This is a genomic window from Ruegeria sp. CE6 (genome assembly GCF_056537485.1).
On sequence record NZ_JBQFRR010000003.1, the window covers coordinates 117,819 to 137,935 of the forward strand.

The 20,117-nt window shown below is 53.7% G+C and carries 19 protein-coding genes and 1 pseudogene; 11 read left to right on the forward strand and 9 right to left on the reverse strand.

Translation table 11 applies throughout. The features are described from left to right. Positions 1-57: 57 nt before the first annotated feature. Positions 58-1,230 carry an adenylate/guanylate cyclase domain-containing protein gene (locus ACR0DK_RS14500; protein WP_170513686.1) on the forward strand — a complete coding sequence of 391 codons (1,173 nt, stop codon included), beginning with the start codon at positions 58-60 and terminating at the stop codon, positions 1,228-1,230. 351 nt (positions 1,231-1,581) lie between these two features. Here ACR0DK_RS14500 and ACR0DK_RS14505 read toward each other — a convergent pair whose 3' ends face one another. Beyond that, complete coding sequence (locus ACR0DK_RS14505; RefSeq protein WP_170408446.1) at positions 1,582-3,114, reverse strand: phospholipase D family protein; 1,533 nt, start codon at positions 3,112-3,114, stop codon at positions 1,582-1,584. Positions 3,115-3,357: 243 nt separating this feature from the next. On the opposite strand from ACR0DK_RS14505, the gene ACR0DK_RS14510 reads away from it, so the two are divergent. Further along, complete coding sequence (locus tag ACR0DK_RS14510) at positions 3,358-4,218, forward strand: hypothetical protein (RefSeq protein ID WP_480736764.1); 861 nt, start codon at positions 3,358-3,360, stop codon at positions 4,216-4,218. Between the two features lie 37 nt (positions 4,219-4,255). On the opposite strand, the gene ACR0DK_RS14515 is transcribed toward ACR0DK_RS14510, so the two are convergent. From ACR0DK_RS14515 to ACR0DK_RS14535, 5 genes are all read right to left on the reverse strand, one after another. Beyond that, positions 4,256-4,705 carry a MarR family transcriptional regulator gene (locus ACR0DK_RS14515; protein ID WP_170647199.1) on the reverse strand — a complete coding sequence of 150 codons (450 nt, stop codon included), beginning with the start codon at positions 4,703-4,705 and terminating at the stop codon, positions 4,256-4,258. Further along, positions 4,695-5,795, reverse strand: a complete 1,101-nt coding sequence (locus ACR0DK_RS14520) for an Acg family FMN-binding oxidoreductase (RefSeq protein ID WP_480736766.1) — start codon at positions 5,793-5,795, stop codon at positions 4,695-4,697. Before ACR0DK_RS14520 ends, ACR0DK_RS14515 begins: the two co-directional genes overlap by 11 nt. Positions 5,796-6,010: 215 nt before the next feature. After that, positions 6,011-6,688 carry a GntR family transcriptional regulator gene (locus tag ACR0DK_RS14525; RefSeq protein WP_170395106.1) on the reverse strand — a complete coding sequence of 226 codons (678 nt, stop codon included), beginning with the start codon at positions 6,686-6,688 and terminating at the stop codon, positions 6,011-6,013. Then, the gene (locus ACR0DK_RS14530) at positions 6,685-7,716 is read right to left on the reverse strand and encodes a Gfo/Idh/MocA family protein (RefSeq protein ID WP_480736769.1); all 1,032 of its coding nucleotides are present in this window, start codon (positions 7,714-7,716) and stop codon (positions 6,685-6,687) included. The genes ACR0DK_RS14525 and ACR0DK_RS14530 overlap by 4 nt, the downstream gene beginning before the upstream one ends. Further along, complete coding sequence (locus ACR0DK_RS14535; protein ID WP_480736771.1) at positions 7,713-8,801, reverse strand: isocitrate/isopropylmalate dehydrogenase family protein; 1,089 nt, start codon at positions 8,799-8,801, stop codon at positions 7,713-7,715. Before ACR0DK_RS14535 ends, ACR0DK_RS14530 begins: the two co-directional genes overlap by 4 nt. A 135-nt stretch (positions 8,802-8,936) precedes the next feature. On the opposite strand from ACR0DK_RS14535, the gene ACR0DK_RS14540 reads away from it, so the two are divergent. The 9 genes and pseudogenes from ACR0DK_RS14540 to ACR0DK_RS14580 all read left to right on the forward strand — a co-directional run bounded on the left by ACR0DK_RS14540 (position 8,937) and on the right by ACR0DK_RS14580 (position 17,046). Next, positions 8,937-9,944, forward strand: a complete 1,008-nt coding sequence (locus ACR0DK_RS14540) for a Bug family tripartite tricarboxylate transporter substrate binding protein (RefSeq protein ID WP_170513339.1) — start codon at positions 8,937-8,939, stop codon at positions 9,942-9,944. A gap of 56 nt (positions 9,945-10,000) precedes the next feature. After that, positions 10,001-10,750: a hypothetical protein gene (locus tag ACR0DK_RS14545; protein WP_480736773.1), complete on the forward strand. Its 750-nt coding sequence runs from the start codon at positions 10,001-10,003 to the stop codon at positions 10,748-10,750. A gap of 4 nt (positions 10,751-10,754) precedes the next feature. Continuing rightward, entirely contained in the window at positions 10,755-12,266 is a 1,512-nt protein-coding gene (locus ACR0DK_RS14550; RefSeq protein WP_170465851.1) for a tripartite tricarboxylate transporter permease, read from the forward strand. Further along, complete coding sequence (locus ACR0DK_RS14555) at positions 12,266-12,553, forward strand: putative quinol monooxygenase (protein ID WP_223117478.1); 288 nt, start codon at positions 12,266-12,268, stop codon at positions 12,551-12,553. Before ACR0DK_RS14550 ends, ACR0DK_RS14555 begins: the two co-directional genes overlap by 1 nt. Next, positions 12,550-13,350: an N-acyl homoserine lactonase family protein gene (locus ACR0DK_RS14560; RefSeq protein ID WP_223117479.1), complete on the forward strand. Its 801-nt coding sequence runs from the start codon at positions 12,550-12,552 to the stop codon at positions 13,348-13,350. The genes ACR0DK_RS14555 and ACR0DK_RS14560 overlap by 4 nt, the downstream gene beginning before the upstream one ends. Further along, a complete protein-coding gene (otnK, locus tag ACR0DK_RS14565) occupies positions 13,344-14,621 on the forward strand; it encodes a 3-oxo-tetronate kinase (protein WP_480736777.1) in 1,278 nt (425 codons plus the stop codon). Before ACR0DK_RS14560 ends, otnK begins: the two co-directional genes overlap by 7 nt. Then, positions 14,618-15,259: a 3-oxo-tetronate 4-phosphate decarboxylase gene (gene otnC, locus ACR0DK_RS14570; RefSeq protein ID WP_223117481.1), complete on the forward strand. Its 642-nt coding sequence runs from the start codon at positions 14,618-14,620 to the stop codon at positions 15,257-15,259. Before otnK ends, otnC begins: the two co-directional genes overlap by 4 nt. Positions 15,260-15,697: 438 nt before the next feature. After that, positions 15,698-15,817 (forward strand): annotated as a pseudogene (locus ACR0DK_RS14575) (Hint domain-containing protein); the annotation flags it as partial. A gap of 197 nt (positions 15,818-16,014) precedes the next feature. After that, complete coding sequence (locus ACR0DK_RS14580) at positions 16,015-17,046, forward strand: GlxA family transcriptional regulator (RefSeq protein WP_170408434.1); 1,032 nt, start codon at positions 16,015-16,017, stop codon at positions 17,044-17,046. Here the strand turns inward: ACR0DK_RS14580 and ACR0DK_RS14585 are convergent. From ACR0DK_RS14585 to ACR0DK_RS14595, 3 genes are read right to left on the reverse strand one after another with little or no spacing between them, the layout of a single operon-like run. Further along, a complete protein-coding gene (locus ACR0DK_RS14585) occupies positions 17,024-17,956 on the reverse strand; it encodes a 3-hydroxyacyl-CoA dehydrogenase NAD-binding domain-containing protein (protein WP_223117482.1) in 933 nt (310 codons plus the stop codon). The genes ACR0DK_RS14580 and ACR0DK_RS14585 overlap by 23 nt on opposite strands. Further along, on the reverse strand, positions 17,956-18,696 hold the full coding sequence (locus ACR0DK_RS14590; RefSeq protein ID WP_223117483.1) for an SDR family NAD(P)-dependent oxidoreductase: 741 nt from the start codon (positions 18,694-18,696) through the stop codon (positions 17,956-17,958). The genes ACR0DK_RS14585 and ACR0DK_RS14590 overlap by 1 nt, the downstream gene beginning before the upstream one ends. After that, complete coding sequence (locus tag ACR0DK_RS14595) at positions 18,696-20,114, reverse strand: aminobutyraldehyde dehydrogenase (RefSeq protein ID WP_223117484.1); 1,419 nt, start codon at positions 20,112-20,114, stop codon at positions 18,696-18,698. Before ACR0DK_RS14595 ends, ACR0DK_RS14590 begins: the two co-directional genes overlap by 1 nt. Positions 20,115-20,117: the final 3 nt, after the last annotated feature.

Sequence of the window (20,117 nt, forward strand, 5' to 3'; positions counted from 1 at the left end):
CGACATTGCCAATCCAATTGTCTTTGCTCATCGTTTCCAAGCGACTAAATTGGGTCCATGGAAGAAGTCACTCGACTGACCGAATGGATGATTACAGAAGGTCGTCGCTCCGGTGATCCTGTAAAGGTGGTGTCACAGTTTTGTTCCTCCTTGATCGAGGCCGGAGTGCCGCTTTGGCGTGCAAACATTGGCCAGCGCTTTGCCAACCCATTGCTTATTGCCTGGGGGGTAGTTTGGACGCCTGAAGGCACCGACAGCTACGACGTCACGCATGAGACGATGTTGACAGATGGCTATGTCGGGAGTTCATTCGAGTATATTCTTGCGAACAGAAAGCCACTTCACAAAAGTCTACGGCGACTAGACTTGGAAACAGAGCATTCATCCTATCTTGAATTTGCAGAGCAGGGTGGCACCGACTACTACGCTACTTTGCTCTATTACGGCGATGGATCGCTGCATGGATGTACGTTCGTTACTCAGGCAAAGGATGGATTCTCGCCCGAACATCTTAGGCTGATTGAAGCGGCCTTACCGGCCCTTTCTTCCGCCTTGGAACCTGTCACGATGCGAAAATCGTCTAAAGGTCTGCTTCGAACTTATTTAGGAGATGGACCTTCCGAGGCCGTCTGGAGCGGCAATATAAAGCGCGGAGAGCGAACAACTTTGGATGCAGTGGTTATGTTCTCTGATCTGCGAGGTTTTACGGCACTTTCCGAGACCTCTCCGGAAGAAGATATCTTCGACACGCTTAGCGACTATTTTGATCTGGTGGTTAAAGCCGTAGAGGACAACGGTGGAGACGTCCTCAAGTTCATGGGCGATGGCATCCTGTCGATCTTTACTATTGAAGCGCAAAAAGACCATGCCGACCGCTGCAGAATGGCGGCTCTTGCAGCGCAGAGTGTGCTGAGTGGTTTGAACGATCTCAACACCAGACGAGACGGGTTTCAAAAACCGCCTTTGGATGTTGGTATTGGAATTAACGTCGGGCAGGTCAGCTATGGTAATATCGGCAGCCCCGGCAGGCTTGATTTCACAGTTCTGGGCGGGGCGGTGAACGTTGCAAGCCGAATTGAAGGTTTAACAAAATCAACTGGTCGGAGAGTGTTGGCGACGTCAGCCGTTGCAAGTGCTGCTCCGAACATGTTCGTTAGCTGTGGGGATCACGAAATACGTGGCCTTGCGCAGCCCATTGAATTGTTCTTTCTCACAGAAGATGCACAATAATCAGCTATAGTTATTCAAAACAATCTACCTTCGGCATCTTACGACATTAGATGATCGCTAGAAATGAAACACAAAGCGCAAAAATCCACTAAGGCACGGCAAGCTGAACGTAACTGTTAGAGTAACCGGAAAACGGGACTTGCCCGTTGTCGTTCAGCTTCCCTGGAATGATGAACATGGCCATTGACTTTGGTAGCAGGCATTTTCCCGCCAGCATTTGATGAAATGAATATCTAGTCTGTATTAAGAATTGGATATTGGGAAATATCTGTGACTGATGACCTATGTCTTTTCTGCCGCCATCTTCGCAGGCGCCGGTGATGGCCAAGCGATCAGGTAGTTTGCAGAAACCTAAAGCTGGGACCCAATTGGTAAAATACTTAATAGCCCGGCAACTATGTGATCCCAGGCCGATCCTGTCGGCTCGAATTGGTATTCAAGAATGGTGCCATCATTGGCTCTTGTCGTCCATTTAAGCTGGCCAGCTTGCTCGAGCGTCACGTTATATGTGTATGCGGGTAGTGCGTCGTCCAAGGCTCCCATCGTCTGCGCAGTCAATGCTGGCGAGTCAATCAGAATTCCCATCTCGGTGTTGATGTTGACAGATCGCGGATCCCAGTTGAATGAACCCACGAACAAGTACTGGTCATCAATTGCAAATGCCTTGGAGTGCAGGCCTGACCTGGACTGAGCCCAGTTAATACCGCGGCGTTGGACTTGATAAGCGTCGGGTCGCAGCTCGTAGAGTTCTACTCCACCGCGTAGTAGTGCTCGGCGTTTCTTGGCGTAGTGTGCGTAAACGGGTGCGACGTCGTTAGATGCAAGTGAGTTGGTTACAACCTTTACGTCGACCCCGCGGTTCTCGAGTTCGGTCAGCCATTTCACACCGTTGTTGCGCGGCACGAAGTAGGCGGACACGATGTTCACTTCACTGCTGGCATTCTCAAAGTACGGAAGCAATTGAGATGCAAGAACGGGACCTGAGTTCTCGAGGCCCGCGGCCTTTGAAGGCGGATCAGCATAAAGTTTCGCTGGCAGCCAATCCAGTAACAGGGCGCCATCCGCGAAGTTCTCTTTTGCCGACTTTCTGAGCGCTGCGCCGTACTGCGTTTGCTTCGCTTCCTCGACGAGCTCATTCAACCTGCTGCGTGCATCGCTCAGGTCAAATTCTTCGGGTTCTCCGACAACCACGCGAGCCGGAACAGCGAATTCGCTGTTCCAGTAAGCGTCAAAGCTACGTGACACTTCGCGTACAACTGGGCCTGCGGCCAGCACATCAAGATCAGCATAGTTCATTTCTTCCCGCGCCAAAAAATACTCGGCACCGATGTTTCTCCCACCTACAATCGTGAACACGTTGTCTGCTGTCATGGACTTGTTGTGCATTCTGCGATTGATGCGTTTGAAATCAGTCAGACCCGCGATCAAAAGGCTCTGATCTCGCCAGAACGGGTTGAATAGCCTTATTTCAATGTTTTTGTGATTGTCCAACGCAGCGGTCATCGCGTCGTAGCCGGACGTATCCATATCATCCAACAACAGCCTGACACGAACACCTCGATCCGCCGCTTGCAATAGGCTGGCAGCGAACAGGTGACCAGTTGGGTCGTCGTGCAGAAGATAGTATTGCGCGTCTATCGTTCGCTCGGCCGCAGTGGCCAACAACAGCCGTGATACGAGCGCTTCTTCTCCATCACTGATCAGCTTGATGCCTGACCGACCGTCTTTAGGATCCCCAAGGCGATTGGCCGCCTGACCCAGAGCCGTGCTGGAATTTGCCGGTAGCGCAGCTGATACCGTCTTTTCATACGTGCGGGTTTTCGGAGCGCAAGCGACAAGAAACAGCGCGCAATAAACACTAATCACGAACTTCCACAGCGCCATTGGCTTTCTCCAACCCTATGCCCTAGGTGACTACGCCCGAGCACGCGATTGCAAGTTTGTTCTATGAAGCCTGAGGTTGTTTCGTTCGCTAGTGTTGATTTCGTAACTCTCGCAAGCGCCATGTTGTTGGTTTGCGATTTCGACACACCCCTAGATCCCACGGACTATGGCAGAACCCAGATGCGTCGAACCACACCGCTCGTAACCAGTTTCCGTGTTATAAGTCTCTGATCAGGTAAAATGATGCTCTCTGATTTTGGAAGTTTAGGTGCTCTTAGCATTGACGTGTTACGATTCCGCCCCACAGTTTTGACGCAGATTTTCGGAGCATGCAGAGTGTTTGTGAGGACCACCGCCTTATTGATTTTTGCTGTGTCGACCCCGGCCACGGCATTGCAGCTTCGCGAAACAGGGCGTTATGAACTTAATCAGCCCGCAAGTCTTGACTACGATCCGACCTTTTGTGGGTTGTGGATTGCGAACGAGGGGCCCGAGGCAATTCTCGTTACATTGCAGGGTGATGAATTGCGCCGTATATCCAGCGATCTCTTTCGGATCAAAGCAATTGCTGTTGAAGGGGATCACTTGTTGCTGGGCGATGGTCACGGCAGTCTTCAACGTGTCACCAAGGACGGATCACGCCTGGGAGCACCCTTCGAATTGGAAGGTGGTTTCGCGGATACGGAAGGAATTGCGATCAACGCCAAGGGACAGATCGTGACCGTCGAGGATGACCCCGAACGGTTGTCGTGGTTCACTTCAGAGGGTGCTTTGACGGCGAGGTTGGATACCATGAAGCTCTCTCCTCCCTTGAGTGAGGCGCAGGGCATCGCGATTGATCCGCGTACCGGCCACATGTTGATTGTTGATGACTGGGAAGGGTCAAACAGCCTGTATGAGTTCACGGCAGATGGCCAACTTCTCGCCCAGCAAAGTTTGTTGGAATTCGGAACCGATCCAGAAGGCATCGCCATTAGGCCGGGGTCCAATCAACTGTTCGTTGCATTCGACGGTGGCGCGAAGATTGTGACATTTGACTACACGCCCACTTTGCCTGAAGGATCGCCGCCGCTCCCGCCGGGCGCGGATTGCATGATGTTCTGAAAATTTGGTTGCTTGATTCGGCTGGCGCAGGTTTCGGCTAGTCGCGCTCGCTGTCCAAAGTTTCGCGTATGAGCGTCAGATTAGGCAATGATTCATGGAACGGTTCAGGCCCGAGTTCGGACAAAACTGGAGCCAGGGATTCCGACATCCGCTCCATACAAGCTTTCAAAAACTCCGCGCCTTGCGGTGTAGGCCGAGCAATTTTCGAACGCTTGTCATTGGGGTTGGCTTCAAGAGTAATCAGGTCATGATTTTCAAGACTGGAAAGCATGTGCGTCATCGAAGTTTTAGGCACTTGAAACGCGTTCGAAAGTTGCTGTGGAGTTTCACCCTCGGGACGCCGTACCAGATGGCCCAAAATTCCGAATTGAGTCGCCGTCATTCTACCAGGCAAGAACGCTTCCAGCTTGGTCGAGATCAACTGATTGATGATCCCGACCTCGGTGAAGAACCGGTAGACTTCATTGGTCTCATCTTCAGGCTTCATTCAGAATTCGTGTCTCCAGCGGCCAGCGGGGTGTGGCAATTGGTTCGGGTCCATACCCCAAGCGCAGCAACATTTGCACTGTGTGGCCCGGTGACGCAAGAAGCTCATGCGCCAGAGCGTATTCATCGGCCATCTCGGGATATTCCTGAAGGGCCTGACTGACCGGATGAACGCCCAGGCCCATTTCTGTTGTCTTCAGGTAGAAACGCATCAATTGACGTCCGGCATCGAGTTGATCGCTTCGCGTATTTGTGGCGGTTGTGAGGACTGCGTATTGCGGCGTCGCGTCTAGCATAGCGAAGTAGCCTCGCATGTGTGACTGAGTGCCTGGGTGATCAACGTTCATAAGGGTCTCGTTGTCCAACAGGCCGGTAAGTCGCAGCGTTTCCAGCATGGGATCGCGTAATTCAATCCCGTCTGGGTTGGCATTGATTTCTGCTTTCCCGATCCGCATCAGGTCGACGGATTCTTTCAGGGTCTGCGGCGTTCGCATTTCGATTTCAAAGGCGCGTTTCGTGAGGTCTCGAACACGGGCCGCTAGATCCCCATCGGAAATCAGAGTGGCATAGTTTTCAAGGACCAACATTTCCGCCTCGGACAGCCGCTGTTCAGTGTACGGTTCTTTGTTTGAATGTCGGTTGAGGATTTGATCTGAAAGTGGATCGGATGCCCCGCCCGGCACAAACACTGCTTCTGCGACGGGTCCGTCATCCCCATCTGGCAGCAACTTGACCTCAGTATCAAAACCGAGAGCACTTGCTGCCAGAACCATCGTCTCAACAAATGCGCCGAGGCCAATATAGAGCTGGCGGTGGTAAGGATCGGTTTCAGGAAGCTCACGTTCAGGATCACGGTGGATGCGCACTTTGTCTTGCCCAACCAACTCGATCAGCCAAGGTTGCAAATTGTGCGGATTGGGGGCGAGAATTGCGTAGGACAAAGCAGCCTTGCGTGGGTCATCATACGGTTTTGGCGTCCACGGAGCTAAAGCTTCATGGGGCGTACGTGTCGTGAGAAACCCTGCCGCGCCCGTTGCCGCCAGTATTGTGCCTCCGCCTAGAATCTTGAGAAAACGTCTTCGGTTTGGCATCTTGACTCTCCAATAGTACGATATCGAACTAAAATAATACGAAATCGTACTATTTCAACCCCAATCGATGCAGTGATTGTTTGAGCGACTAGAAAAAAGAAAATCAGAGCAGCCGGAGGCAACTGCGGGTTTCCGTTATCAACAAGTATTCGGAGCGCCTTTAGTACCGAAAATAAGCAGTTATTTTAGATGATTATTTACCGGATACGAGAAGATCAGAGGCTGTTGAGCCGATGCTTTTCGAGTATCTCGCAAAGCATAGCCTTGGCTTGCAGCCTGTGTTCTCGATGACGTTCACGGGCGACATCCGGACGACCTTCACTAATCGCTTGGAAAACAACCCGATGATCTTCATTGGATTTGACGGGCAGGGGTCTGATGAACAAGGTCGTTGCGCGCGCGCGGCGCACCTGGTCGCTCATCATGGCGACAATCGCTTCGACCCGTTTGTTGCCGCCCAACCGAACGAGCTCTTGATGAAATAACTCATCGGCCTCGGCCCAGGCTTCAAGATCTTCGGCTTCGATGGCTCGGTCCATCTTCGCAATTGATCCAGCAAGTACCGAAAGTTCATCTTCTGAATAACCCGCTTCGGCAGCGCGTTGTGCAGCGAGGCTCTCGAGCTCCGTCAGGATGTCGTAGATTTCACGCATATCGTCTGATGAAACCGGCAGTATCCGCACGCCTTTGCGGGGCCGCATCTCCAACAACCCTTTGCTTTCCAACATCAGCGCAGCTTCCCGTATCGGGGTGCGGGACATACCAAGGGTTTCGGCGAGTTCCGACTCCAGGTGGTCCGTTCCGGCTGCAAGTTCGCCGGACAGGATCATCTGCCGCAAATCCCTAACGGCGCGTTGCGTATTGGAAAGAGTTTTTGCGTCTTGACCCTTCACGGCGTCTCCAGGTTGATCTTTCGTCCTTCCGCAGCCGAGAGATAGATGCTCTCTTCGATGCGGATCACGTCCAAATAGTCTCGAGCCGTGTTTTCCAGCGGCGTGCCCTTTACAAGGCCTGAAACGACGTGACTTTGCAAGGCGTGGACGCAATCGCCGCCAAATCCATTATGATCGCTTGGAGGTAGAATTTGCTGCTGCGTCTGCTTTCCAAAAGCGCGGAGTTCAACTGAACCATCGCCGTTAAGAACCAATGATCCTGTTGTTCCTTCAATGAGAGCTTCACCCATAGTTTGACGCAGATTTTTGGCGCAGTGGTCAAGACACCTGTTCCCATCGAACAGAGCTTTCAAACCGTTGGGATGATCAAACAGGATATAGCCGGCATCCTCACCCGCGATAATGGGGTTCACTTGGCGCAAGTCCGCATAAACTGCGCTGGGCGCATCGAACAAGAATCGGAATGTGTCGACCCAGTGAACCGCTGTTTCATGAACCAGGAAACGCGGCATGTCCTGAAAGTACGGCTGCCGGTCAAGATAGGCTCGTGGTCCCTGTCCGTCGCCGGGCCGAAGCCGGAAAGTAGCTTGCAAAGGTGTACCAATTCGACCCTCGGTCATCGCCTCTTTGATTGCGCGATACCAAGGTTGAAAGCGAAAGTTCTCGTGTACAACAATAGTTGCTCCTACCGCTTCGGCCTCTGAAACAATTTTCTCAGCTTCATGCAACGACATGCAGAAAGGTTTTTGGCAGATCAACCACTTTATTCCAGAGTGCAGCGCCGTTCGGATGGCATCGGCCTGCGCAACAGGCGGAAGGATGATGTCCACGAGATCTGGTTGTTCCGCCTCCAGCATTTTCGATAGATCATCGTAAGCGGCCAGTCCTGTTTCTTTCGCCTTTTTGATGTCACGGTTGCAGGATGCAATCGGAACCGCTCCGGGCATTCGAGACCAGCTTTCGTAGTGGAACTTGCTGAAATACCCCGCACCTACGCACGCGACGGTGATGGCTTGTTGAGTATTCATGCCAGCAATGCTTCCAATACCGATGAGGCTGTGTCCTGCGTTCCTGCTGTGCCACCTAGGTCACGCGTCAGGTTTTGACCGCTCTCAGTCACCTTTTCCACGGCTTCCCGTAAACGTTCGCCATCTTTGGACAGTTCTGGATGATTATGGGTCAACCCTAACCATTCAAGCATCATTGCTGCAGACAGGATCATCGCGAAAGGATTGGCAATGTCTTGTCCCGCAATGTCCGGAGCAGAGCCGTGACAGGGTTGGAACACGGCGTGGTTCAACCCGATATCTGCTGAAGGAGCCAATCCAAGACCGCCCATAAGACCGGCGCCAAGGTCAGAAAGGATGTCGCCGAACATGTTTTCAGTCACCAAAACATCGAATTCCCAAGGCTTCTGCACCATCCAAAGCGCAGTGGCATCAACATAAGCATGGTCTGCCCGCAATTTGGGATGGCGAGCGGCTTCAGCGTCAAACATCGATCTGAAGAATGCAAAGGCGCGGAACACATTGGCCTTGTCGACACAGGTAACCCGCCCCTTGCCACGCCCTGAAGCCTTTCGGTTTTTGGCAAGTTCAAACGCGAACCGGAATAGCTTTTCAGATATCTCGCGCGTGATCAAAAGGGTTTCACGTGCCTCGTCTTCGGTGACTTCCCCCGCGCCTTGAGTGAAGAACAACCCTTCAGTGCTTTCACGAATCAAGACAAAGTCGATCTCTTTTCCGGGAGGCAGCGCCAAGGGGGTCATTTGTCCGCTGCTAACCTTTACCGGACGCACGCCGGCAAAAAGGCCGAGCTGCTTCCGCAGGTCGATCTGTGGTGAAATCTCGGTTCCGTCAGGGTAGCGAACATCCGGCAAACCCATTGCAGATAGCAGAATCGCATCAGCCTTGCGTGCAGTTTCAAGTGAACCAGTCGGAAACGATTCTCCAGTTTTGGCGTAGTGGGCTGCGCCCGCCGGAGCGTCTGTAAACACCAGTTCGTAGGAAGGACTGCCGCGCGAGAGCTGACGCAGAATTTCAAGCGTAGGGGCCATAATTTCCGGGCCGATTCCGTCCCCGTGGAACACTGCCACATCATAACTTTTCTTCATCTTAGCCCGCTTCCTTCCCGTTTCGCATTCATAGCGCGATAGCAGCTTTCACTACAGTTCGTTGACAACGCATTCTTTAATGTATACGCAAATAAATGCAATAATAAACGCAAAGATGTTTGGGAGGACTTGGAAATGAAACTGAAGCTAGGGCAGTTGGCGGCCGCAGCCGTGATTGCAACCGGGATTTCAGGGGCTGCTACCGCGCAGGATTACCCTTACCGTGATATCACCACAGCTGTGGTCTGGGGGGCCGGTGGCGGCACGGACACGATCAACCGAATGATCATGGCCGAAATGGAAAAACACCTTCCAGTCTCGATCAATGTGATCAACCAAACCGGTGGGGTCGCAGGCTCCAACGGCATGGTCTACGTCATGAACCAACCAGACGATGGCTATACACTGGTTGGTCTGTCTGAATCGAACGTCACCGCTGCTGTGCAGGGTGGTTGGGATAAGAAATTTGACTTTTGGTATCCGTTTATTGTTGGCGGATCACCCGATCTGATCTCGGTTCCGGCGGACAGCCCTTACAACACTCTGGAAGAACTGGTCGACGCTGCCAAAGCCGCTCCTGGCACTATTCCCGCTGCCGCGTCCGGCGCGGGTTCGATCCACCACTTGAATCTTCTCGCCATCGAGAAAGGGTCCGGTGCAGAGTTCAAGTTTGTTCCATACAAAGGCTCAGCGCCCGGGCAGGAAGCGGCGATAGCAGGTGAGGTTGCGTTGGTTGTGACTTCGCTGGCTGAACAAGCTCCTTTGATCGAAGGCGGACAATTGAAGCCACTTGCTATGTTGACACCGGAAGATGCGCAGATTGCCGGAGCTACAGTGCCATCTGCCTTTGGCATCTATGACGGTCTCGACAAGTATCTGCCGCTAAAACAAGCCATCGGATTCGCCGTTCACAGCTCGGCTGGAGATGATGTGAAGGCGGCCCTCGGCGATGCGTTCGAGCAGGCGATTGCATCCGATACCGTCGCTGAATGGGCTGAGGCAAACAATTATGATGTCGGTGGTCAACACGGCGAAGAAGCTCAAGAATTGTTTGCGAACCTTGAGGCTACTTTTGCCTATACCTTGCAAGATTTGGGCGCTGCCACGGTCGATCCAGCCTCGCTGGGTATCGAGAAGCCCTAATCCGATCAATTTTGGAAGGGCGCGTTTGATCGCGCCCTTTCCTCTAGGAGGCAGGCATGGACAAAATCGACGAAACACTGGTCATGCGGACCCGCGATTTCTGGGCTGCTATTGTTCTAATAACAGTGTCCGTCTTTTTCCTTTGGAAAACGTTGGACATCCCACTTTGGGGTGAAAACCGCGCAGGTGTAAGTGGGTCGGACTGGTACAACTCGGCTGCAATTGTACCGTTGTTCATCTTCGGTGGATTGCTTGTGTTGTCCTTCGTCTTGCTGGCTATTTCGATCTGCTCAGGTGGAGCCCAGAACGCGCTCACGGCTTTGGGGATCGGATGGGATAAGTGGGAAGCCTATCGAGCATCAACAATAGGCTTGATCCTTCTTGCATATGTCGTCGGACTGGTTCCCAGAGTGGACTTCATATTGTGCTCGGGGTTACTGATTACAGCTTTGACTTACGGCTACTACGGCGGTCACGCGCGGCGTGCTTTGGTAGCTTGTATCGCAGTTGTCTCTGCCGGGCTTTTTGCGTTCGCCGTATTTCCCGCGCAGGCGGAATGGAATGCACACAGTGATGATTGGTTTACACTGGCCCTATGGGTCTCGCTATCACTTTTGGTGCTGACCAAAGCGGCTTCCGAACGCGTTTTGCGGGTCGTTCCTTTCGTCGCGATATTGGCCCCGCTCATCCTCGTTTGTGCGATGGCCTTTGTTTTCCGGCAGAACGTGCCCGCGCGCGGCGGGCTGATCTTCAAGCAAATCGAATACCACTACTACGTGACGCTTCGTCCGCTATGGAAAGACTGACCGGATGGACTTTATTCTTTCGCAACTGGCTGGATTTGGGACTGCCTTCGTGGGTCTGGCAGTGGACCCGCTGACCTATCTGTATTTGATCGCATCCGTGTTCCTGGGCATCACGTTCGGCGCATTGCCCGGCCTTACGGCAACCCTGGCTGTGACGATCCTGACGGGATTTTTCGGCAACAAGATCCCATTGGACTATTCGCTTATCGCTTTGCTCGGGGCCTATGTCGGCGCGATTTACGGCGGCTCTTACCCGTCTATTCTGCTGAACATACCTGGCACAGCAGCCAGCGCGGCGACGGCCATGGATGGCTACCCTCTGGCCAAAGCAGGTCGAGGGGGCGAAGCACTTGGTCTGACCACAACGGCCAGCTTTATCGGTACGGTTATCGGGACTATCACGCTTTTGATTTTTGTCTGGGCACTGCTTTTGGTTTCGAAGAACATCGCGAGTCCGGAAAAAGCACTCTTGGCTTTGTTTGGCATCCTTCTATCTGGCACACTTATGAGCGAGGATCTGGTGATCAAGGGATGGATCGCCGGTCTGATCGGGCTTGCAATGTCTATGGTGGGGCTCGATCCGCTTCTGTCTGAGCCGCGCTATACTTTCGGCTGGTCTTACTTGTTGAGCGGGTTTCAGGTCGTGCCAGTTTTGATGGGGGCCTTCGCCATCCCCCAAATTATCGACGGCTTGAGGCACGTTGAGGCCGGGAAAGTTCTGGCCCTGAAAGGTCGCATCCTTCCGAACCTACGCTCCATCCGACGCTACCTGCCCACCATTGGCCGGTCAGGAGTGATTGGGACCGGGGTAGGAGCGCTTCCTGGCGTCGGCGAAGATGTCGCCGGTTGGGTCAGCTACGGTGTCGGCAAGACCGTATCTGCTGAGGGCGATAAGTTTGGAAAAGGGTCATTGGAAGGTCTGCTATGCTCTGAAACAGCAAACAACGCCTGCATTGGGGGCGCGCTAATCCCGCTTTTGGTTTTGGGCATTCCCGGTTCACCACCCGCCGCGGCTTTGATGGGGGCTTTCAAGATCAACAACGTGATCCCGGGCCCCACGATAGACCCCGAGATCATTCTGCGCGTAGTCGCAATCCTAGTGCTGGCATCCCTGACTATGTTCTTGATGGGCCTGTTCACTGCTCGGGTCTTTATCAAAATACTCGCCATACCGCAGACCATCTTCTTGCCGGTTGTGATGGTTCTGACAACAATCGGGTCCTTCAGCGTCGGTGGTGGCATCAATGATCTCTACCTGATGCTTGGTGTCGGCGCCGTTGCCTATTTTATGAACCTGATGAAGTACCCAATCGCTCCATTGGTCATTGGGGTTATACTTGGAAGCCTGTTTGACGAAACTTTCCGCCGGTCGCTGTTCTTGTCGGACGGGGATCTTTCGGTCTTCTTTTCGCGACCCGGTGCGGCCATTCTACTTGTGCTCAACGTTGGTTTGATCCTCAGCCAACTGCCCATGGCAAAGCGCGCTTTCTCACGTTTGAAAGGACTTTCCGTCTGATGTTTGTGGTTACCGTCACCTTCACTCTCAAGCCCGGTACGAGAGAAACCTTTTTGCCGCTAATGGTCGAAAACGCTTCAACCTCTCTGCGTGAAGAACCCGGATGCCAGCAGTTTGACGTTTGCCTCGGCGACGATCCCGAGACAGTTTTTCTCTATGAGGTTTATCATGACAGCGTGGCGTTCTCCGCCCACCTAGAAAGCGCGCATTTCCAGTCCTTCGATACGGCTGTGGCTGATATGATCGCCACCAAGACTGTTCAACAGTATTCCGAGGTCATCCGATGAACGATTGGGAAATTCACGCCGTGAAATACGCGGATCGCAATGCCCGCACTCGACGCGACAGCTTCATATTGGATGACAATCACGATGCACCTCACGCGATGGACTATTTCGTTTGGGTGCTCAAGCGTGGCAACAAAGTTATTCTGGTCGATACCGGATACGACGGCGACGAGGCAGCCGCCCGTGGTCGTCCCATTGCGATGGACCCACGCGAGGCTTTGCGCCCATTAGACATCATGCCTGAAGCGGTGACCGAGGTTATCGTGACCCATCTCCATTATGACCACGCTGGGGGGCTGCATATGTTCCCAAATGCGAAGTTGCACATGCAATCGGCGGAAATGGCCTTCGCCACAGGTCCCTGCATGTGCCACGACCACTTACGTGCGCCTTTCTCGGCGGGCCATATCTGCGAGGTCGTAAAGCGCCTCTATACAGGCAAGGTCGTGTTCTACGACGGAGAGGCCGAGATAGCAGATGGGGTGACCGTACACTGTATCGGCGGGCATTCGCGGGGGTTGCAATGTGTTCGTGTAAGAACAGCAGCCGGGTGGATGGTTCTGGCCTCGGATGCCTCGCATTACTACGAGAATTTCATGGCGCGAAAAGCTTTTCCCATCGTTGTCGATTTGCAGGACATGATGGATGGTTTCAAGACCCTAGAGAGGTTGGCCTCACATCCTCGACTTATCGTGCCCGGCCATGATCCACTTGTGCGCGAGATTTTTCCCGTCGGAGCAGCACCGCACATCCATAGGCTGGATCCAGGGCCGACGAAGGACATTAAGATATGCTAATCGGCGTCATAGCGGACGATTTCACTGGTGCGAGCGACATTGCGAACACCTTGGCAAAGGGCGTCGAGCCGGAAGGTGGATTAAGAACCGCGCAGTTTCCAGGTATTCCGGATACCCCGGCCGACAAAGAGATCGAAGCGGGCGTCGTCTCACTCAAGATCCGCACTGCACCTGTCGAAGAATCTGTTGCGGACAGCCTGCGAGCCCTGCGATGGCTTAAAGATCAAGGATGCCGCCAGTTCATCTTCAAGTATTGCTCGACCTTTGACTCCACTAGGCAGGGAAATATCGGCCCGGTTGCGGAAGCGTTGGCCAACGAACTGGGCGCGCAAAAGGTGGTTTTCTGTCCAGCCTTTCCGACAACGGGGCGCACCATCTATCACGGCCATCTATTTGTGCTCGGCAAGCTGTTGAACGAGTCCGGGATGGAAAATCACCCTCTTACTCCGATGACGGATGCCGACATCAAGCGTTGGTTGCAGTATCAGATCCAAGAAGCGGTTGGGTTGGTTTCAATTGACGCCGTGACGCAAGGACCAGAGGCGATTGCTACTGCTTTGCGGAACGTCGACGAACGCTTTGTGATCGGTGATGCGATTTCGGACGAGGATTTGCTGGCCTGGGGCGAGGCTCTGAAGGATGCCCAGCTCATTACTGGGGGATCTGGGATAGCGCTGGGGCTACCCAAGAACTTCGTCAGAAGAGCTTCGTCCAAAAGAGGTGGCAGTGTATTCACAGGTATCGCTGGGCCCGCCGCTATCCTTGCAGGGTCTTGCTCAGGTGCGACCCGTGGTCAGATCGATGTTCATGCTAAATCCCATCCGACCTTCGCCATTGACGTTCCGGGTGTTATGTCCGGGGATGTGACCACGCAAACGCTTCTGGATTTCTTTGAAACGCATCCGGGTCAGGCACCGCTCGCCTATTCATCGGGAAGCCCGGATGATGTGCGCGCGGTACAAGGTCAATTTGGCCAAGAAGCCGTGGCGGAAAAGCTGGACAATCTCTTTGCAGATACCGCGCGCGAGCTTGTTCAGAAGAGCTACAAGCGATTGGTGGTTGCCGGAGGGGAGACGTCGGGAGCTGTCGCCAAGGCTGTCTCTGAGGCACTGGGATCACCGGCCATGTCACTAGGGCCAGAGATCGACCCGGGCGTACCAGTCTTGAGCGTTGGAAAAACTGAACCCATTGCGCTGGCTCTAAAGTCTGGAAACTTCGGCGCTCCGGACTTTTTCGCTAGGGCGCTCAAAATGATGGAGGCCGGCAAATGAGTTCTAAAGAACAGGCGCTGCGAAAGCAGATGTCGGACCTGTGTGCATCGCTGTTTGCGCGCGGATTTTCCGTCGGCACTGCTGGCAACGTCTCTGCGCGTCTGCACGACGGCATCCTCATGACACCAACCAATTCCACCTTGGGCGATATCGACCCCGAGCGCATCGCTAAGATTGATTTGGATGGCAACCACGTCTCCGGCGACAAGCCGACCAAGGAGGTCTTTCTGCATCAAGCCTTCTATGAGACGAGGCCACAAGCTGGTGCAGTGGTGCATCTGCATTCGACCTGGGCCACTGCACTGTCGTGTCTGGAAGACACCGATCCAGACGACTGTATTCCACCGCTTACGCCATATGTGGTTATGCGTGTCGGCACAGTCAAACTGGTTCCATACGTCAAGCCGGGCGACCCGACGTCCGGTGATTTGATCCGTGAACTGGACGGCAATTATAGTGCTGTTCTGCTGGCCAATCACGGACCCGTCGTATCGGGAAAGGACCTCTTCTCAGCGATCTGTGCGGCAGAAGAGTTAGAAGAAACAGCCAAGCTGCTCGTGACACTGCGCGGCCTGCCAACCCGCCTACTGGATGCAGAACAAGTCGCAGAACTCAAAGAGACTTTCGGAAGGATTTGATCTGGCACCAAAATGGTGCGTGTGCAAACTATCGGGCAAATCGTGCAAAGTTATCCGGTGACTTACCTCAGCAGATCTCAAGCGATACAACCCAGCAAACGATTGGCGGAGAACGAGTTTTTTATAAGGCCACGTTCACCACTATAGACGGTACTGATAACTATGTCCTCTACCCTTTAGAGGTATCGACGACAGCGGGTGACTATTATGGCGGGGCAAGTAGCTGGTTCTTTTCGACGACCGGGCCTTGCTAGAAGGCGTTCCGCTTGCATTAGCCAGCATAAGCACAAACAATCCGAACAAGATGAATTACGTATGCTTTGTCGATGGAACGCAATCGAAACAGCCACAAGTAGCGTAATTGTTCAAGGCCTCTCAGGCGGTGATGAGATGATCCAGGCGGATGGGAGACCAGTTAAGATTTGATGGGTTGGCGCTCATGATGTGAGCCTTGCAGAATGCCTTGCAAATCAGAAGCTTTGGCCTGTGAAGACTGATATGAATGCGCTTGGACGCGGAATCCCGAATTGTGATCTCTTTGTCTCGCAACAACACTAAGTTTCTAGCGGCCAAAACGGACTTTCGCCGCGGTGGAACGAATGTCGGTTTTTTGGATTTCAGAAACTTAATGAGCGCTGATCTCCCGCGGTTTTTTCCCCTTGTTTATGCTGTGTTTGCCTTAGTAATTGGACTTTTTTTGAACCAGTGGTAAGTTCATTGTTGACAATTTTGGACTCCATTTTACAGAATCGGCCATGATCCATCCAATTGATCGCACGCTAGATATCGTTGTCCTGGTGAGTCCGCATTTCAATGTTTCGGCGACTACGTCTTTCGTGGATCCTTTCAGAATAGCCAATTACCTGACAGGTTCGGCTCGATTTTCTTGGACCTATGTCTCGGACCTCGGTGGACCAGTTGAGTCTAGTAGCGGCCTAGTCGTTGACACTGCCCCATTGGCGGCCGTGACTGGGCGCAAGCCCTGGCTGGTTCTGGTGAGTACAAGTTGGTCACCTGAACGTCACGGAACATCTCAGTTTAAGGTGGCCCTTCAGAAGTGGGAGGCGTGCGGGGCAATCGTTGGCGGCTTGGATACTGGTGCGATTGTTCTTGCGGCTGCTGGACTGCTTAAAGGCAAGACAGCGACGGTTCACTATGAGCACATCGATGCCTTTGCTGAAATGGCCCATGATACCACAGTGTCAGAGAACATGATTGTTATGGATGGAAAGATGTTCACTTGTTGCGGGGGTTCCGCAGCGACCGATCTGGGTTTGCGGTTTGTGCACTCTGTCGATGGCGAGAGTATCGCCAATGCATCTGCGCGATATCTTTTTCATCACAATGTACGCGGTGAGGGCCAATCACAGAACCCCAAAGACGTGGAGCCACTGGGGTATGTCACCTCTGGGGTGGTAAGGGACGCGATCGACTTGATGGAGGCGCATTTGGAAGCCACTTTGTCAATCCCTGAAATATCAGCGAGGTTGAAGATTTCGCAACGACAACTTAGCAGATTGTTTCAGCAATATGTCCAGAAGTCGCCGATCGAGTACTACCGTGACATACGCCTTGATCGCGCGCGTGGACTAGTAACCCAAACAGAGCTGAAATTCAGCGAGATTGCAGAAGCCTCAGGATTTAACGGGCAAGTTCATTTCAGCCGGGCATATCGAAGCCGTTTTGGCCTCACACCAACTGCAGACCGTATTGAAGGCCGCACGCCATTCGAGTTCCGCGCTTGGCCAATGTTCAAGCCAGATATTAAGTCCGAAGGTGTTGGGTAGCTTTTTGCATCGCCATAAGCATCTTGTCGCGTTGCGCTGATAACTCTTCGGTACTTTGCCCCTGAGTTTGATCGTTAATGCCATCGACCAGTTTATTGATGACATCCTCATCAAGACGAGGGTTGCCCAGGTCGTCCCACCAGCCATTGAATGTATCCTTGAAATGGTCACAGAAGGCCCGCAGACCGCCGTCGCCTGCACCCAGGTGGAAAAGCGTCGTCGGACCCATCGCGGCCCACCGCAATCCGGGGCCGGCCCACATCGCTTTATCGATGTCTTCGACACTGGCAACGCCTTCAATCGCCATATGGACGGCCTCGCGCCATACTGCAGCTTGTAAGCGGTTTGCGACGTGTCCGGGCATGCCCTTCTTGATCCGGATCGTGACTTTGCCCAGGTCTTCGTAGAACGTCTCTGTTCGGTTCAGAACATCTGAGCCGGTGGCGTCGTTCGCCGTCAACTCGACCAGCGGAATGAGATGTGGCGGGTTGAACGGATGACCTAAGATGAGCTTACTCGGATCGCGCCATCCCTGTTGGAGAGCCTCGAGTGTTAGGCCGGATGTTGAGCTTGAAACTATTGCATCAGCGCTCAACTCTGGCTCAACTTCCGCATAGGTGGAATGTTTGATCGGCAACCGCTCGGGCACATTCTCCTGAATGAACTGCGCGTTTCGCACGGCCTCAGCTGCGGTCGGTGCGAAGGTGATCGCATCTCGGGTGGCGTGGCCAACTTGGCCCAATTCTTCCAACGCAGGCCACGCCTTTTCAATGTATTTACGGACGGATGCTTCAGCGTTCGGATCGGGATCAAATACGGTCACACTGCGACCCGACGCGAGGAACAGCGCTGCCCAGCTTGCCCCGATGACACCGGCTCCGAGAATGGCGGTTCTTTCGATTTCCGACATCAGAACAGTCCCGGATTCAGGGGGGAGGCCGCAGTCATACCACCGTCTACAGTGAACAGTTGGCCAGTCGCAAAAGACGACTCGTCAGAAGCTAGCCAAACAGCCATCGCAGCAATGTCTGCGGGCTTACCAAAGCGTTTGACCGCATGGCGTGCCAGCGCGTCTGATCTAGCCTTTTCTGGGTCATGGGCGAGTTCGAATGCTGCGTCCAGCATGCCCGTCTCAATCCATCCCGGGCAGATTGCATTGCAGCGCACCGCAGGTCCATGGTCCACCGCGATAGAGCGTGTAAGCCCATGCACAAACGCTTTTGAAGCATTGTAGAGCGCCATCGATGGGTCAGCGGCATTGCCCGAGATCGAACCAATGTTGATGATCGAACCACCCTGAGACATTTTCGGAATAAAGGCGCGGCAACAGTTAAAAACGCCTCGTGCGTTTACTCCCATCACCAAATCCCAATCCGCGTCTGTGCTTTCGGTCACTGTTTTTTCGACCTGAACGCCGGCGTTGTTTACCAGGATATCTACCAGGCCGATTGTTCGGGCAGTACGTGCAACCGCTTCGGGATTGGATACATCCAGCGTGTACCAGGTTACTTGATCCGGTAGAGCATCTGGTTGAGGGCCGCGCCCGCAGGTGGCGACAGCCGCACCTTCGGCTGCGAAGGCCTCAACGATGCCGCGACCAATGCCCTGTTTGCCGCCTGTAACAAAGGCGCGTTTTCCCGCTAACCGCATCAATGTGCCACCATAACGTGACGGACTGCGGTGTAAGCATCCAGCGCATAGACAGACATATCGCTGCCCGTGCCCGAGCCCTTCATCGCGGCCCATGGCATCTCGGGGGTCGCAACCCCATGCGTGTTTACCCAGGTGAATCCATAGCGCAACTTGGACGTCATTTGCATTGCTCTCCCAACATCTCGTGTCCAAACCGATGAGGCCAACCCGTAAGGTCCGTTGTTGGCGATCTTCAACGCATGTTCTGCCTCAGAAAACCGAGAGACAGTTACAACGGGTCCAAAAACCTCATTGCAGGCAATCTCTGCAGTGTTGTCGACATTTGCGATGACTGTCGGCTGGTAGAAAAAGCCGTCTTCTTCGCCAGACACCCCACCGGAAACGATTTCAGAGCTGCTGCGCGCGCGATCCACAAAACCCGCTACACGATCCCGCTGTGTCGCAGAGACAAGCGGGCCCATTTCCGTTCCTTGAGCTTTCGGTGCACCGATCTGGATCTGGCCAACCTGATCGGCAATCGCGGCCACAAGTTTGTCGTAAACTCTGTCTGCAACCATCACGCGGCAAGGCTGTGCGCAGTCCTGACCGGCATTGAAGTAGCTGCCATATCGGATCGTCTCGGCCACAGCATCGAGATCAGCATCATCAAAGACAATGACTGGCGCCTTGCCGCCCAATTCCAGATGAACGTGTTTAATTTTCTGGGAAGCAGCCCGCATTGCAGCCATGCCTGTCGCCGGAGAACCCGTAACACTGATCCCTTCCATCTGTGGGCTGTTCATCAGGGCATTCCCCACGCCGGGCCCGCGACCATGGATCACGTTAAGCACGCCTTTTGGCAGAACATCTTGTAACAGTTCTGCAAGTCGCAGAGTAGATAGCGGCGTGATCTCGGACGGTTTCAACACCACCGAACATCCTGCCGCAATTGGTGCAGCAATCTTCCAGGACGCCATCATCAGCGGGTAGTTCCAAGGGGCGATGGCGGCGACAGGGCCAATGGGGTCGCGCCGGATCATCGACGTATGACCCGCGACATACTCTCCAGAGGCAGACCCCATCATGGTGCGCGCAGCCCCGGCGAAAAAGTGAAAGACATCAATCGTCAGCGGCATTTCATCATCATGAGCCGATGGCCAGGGTTTTCCCACATCTAGGCTCTCAAGTTCTGCCAACTCCTGGCTGTTCGCCTCGATAACATCAGCTATCTGAAGCAAGATTGTAGCGCGTTCTGCAGGGGTCGTAACCGAAAAGGTCTCAAATGCCTCTGCTGAGCCGCGCACCGCCGCCTCGATCTGTGCATCGCTGGCTTCTTTTGCGGTACCAATAACCTCTCCTGTTGCAGGGTTCAGGATGTTCAAGGCGTCGCCGGTGCCTTCAACCATTTCGCCGTTGATCAACATGTTCGTCTGCATATG

Excerpts from the sequence above, each read along its gene's own strand:
- ACR0DK_RS14530 (WP_480736769.1), bottom strand. The coding sequence starts at position 7,716 with ATGAATACTCAACAAGCCATCACCGTCGCGTGCGTAGGTGCGGGGTAT.
- ACR0DK_RS14595 (WP_223117484.1), bottom strand. The coding sequence starts at position 20,114 with ATGCAGACGAACATGTTGATCAACGGCGAAATGGTTGAAGGCACCGGC.
- ACR0DK_RS14515 (WP_170647199.1), bottom strand. The coding sequence starts at position 4,705 with ATGAAGCCTGAAGATGAGACCAATGAAGTCTACCGGTTCTTCACCGAG.
- ACR0DK_RS14520 (WP_480736766.1), bottom strand. The coding sequence starts at position 5,795 with ATGCCAAACCGAAGACGTTTTCTCAAGATTCTAGGCGGAGGCACAATA.
- ACR0DK_RS14545 (WP_480736773.1), top strand. The coding sequence starts at position 10,001 with ATGGACAAAATCGACGAAACACTGGTCATGCGGACCCGCGATTTCTGG.
- ACR0DK_RS14535 (WP_480736771.1), bottom strand. The coding sequence starts at position 8,801 with ATGAAGAAAAGTTATGATGTGGCAGTGTTCCACGGGGACGGAATCGGC.
- ACR0DK_RS14500 (WP_170513686.1), top strand. The coding sequence starts at position 58 with ATGGAAGAAGTCACTCGACTGACCGAATGGATGATTACAGAAGGTCGT.
- ACR0DK_RS14550 (WP_170465851.1), top strand. The coding sequence starts at position 10,755 with ATGGACTTTATTCTTTCGCAACTGGCTGGATTTGGGACTGCCTTCGTG.
- ACR0DK_RS14555 (WP_223117478.1), top strand. The coding sequence starts at position 12,266 with ATGTTTGTGGTTACCGTCACCTTCACTCTCAAGCCCGGTACGAGAGAA.
- otnK (WP_480736777.1), top strand. The coding sequence starts at position 13,344 with ATGCTAATCGGCGTCATAGCGGACGATTTCACTGGTGCGAGCGACATT.
- ACR0DK_RS14585 (WP_223117482.1), bottom strand. The coding sequence starts at position 17,956 with ATGTCGGAAATCGAAAGAACCGCCATTCTCGGAGCCGGTGTCATCGGG.
- otnC (WP_223117481.1), top strand. The coding sequence starts at position 14,618 with ATGAGTTCTAAAGAACAGGCGCTGCGAAAGCAGATGTCGGACCTGTGT.
- ACR0DK_RS14505 (WP_170408446.1), bottom strand. The coding sequence starts at position 3,114 with ATGGCGCTGTGGAAGTTCGTGATTAGTGTTTATTGCGCGCTGTTTCTT.
- ACR0DK_RS14560 (WP_223117479.1), top strand. The coding sequence starts at position 12,550 with ATGAACGATTGGGAAATTCACGCCGTGAAATACGCGGATCGCAATGCC.
- ACR0DK_RS14590 (WP_223117483.1), bottom strand. The coding sequence starts at position 18,696 with ATGCGGTTAGCGGGAAAACGCGCCTTTGTTACAGGCGGCAAACAGGGC.
- ACR0DK_RS14510 (WP_480736764.1), top strand. The coding sequence starts at position 3,358 with ATGCTCTCTGATTTTGGAAGTTTAGGTGCTCTTAGCATTGACGTGTTA.
- ACR0DK_RS14540 (WP_170513339.1), top strand. The coding sequence starts at position 8,937 with ATGAAACTGAAGCTAGGGCAGTTGGCGGCCGCAGCCGTGATTGCAACC.
- ACR0DK_RS14580 (WP_170408434.1), top strand. The coding sequence starts at position 16,015 with ATGATCCATCCAATTGATCGCACGCTAGATATCGTTGTCCTGGTGAGT.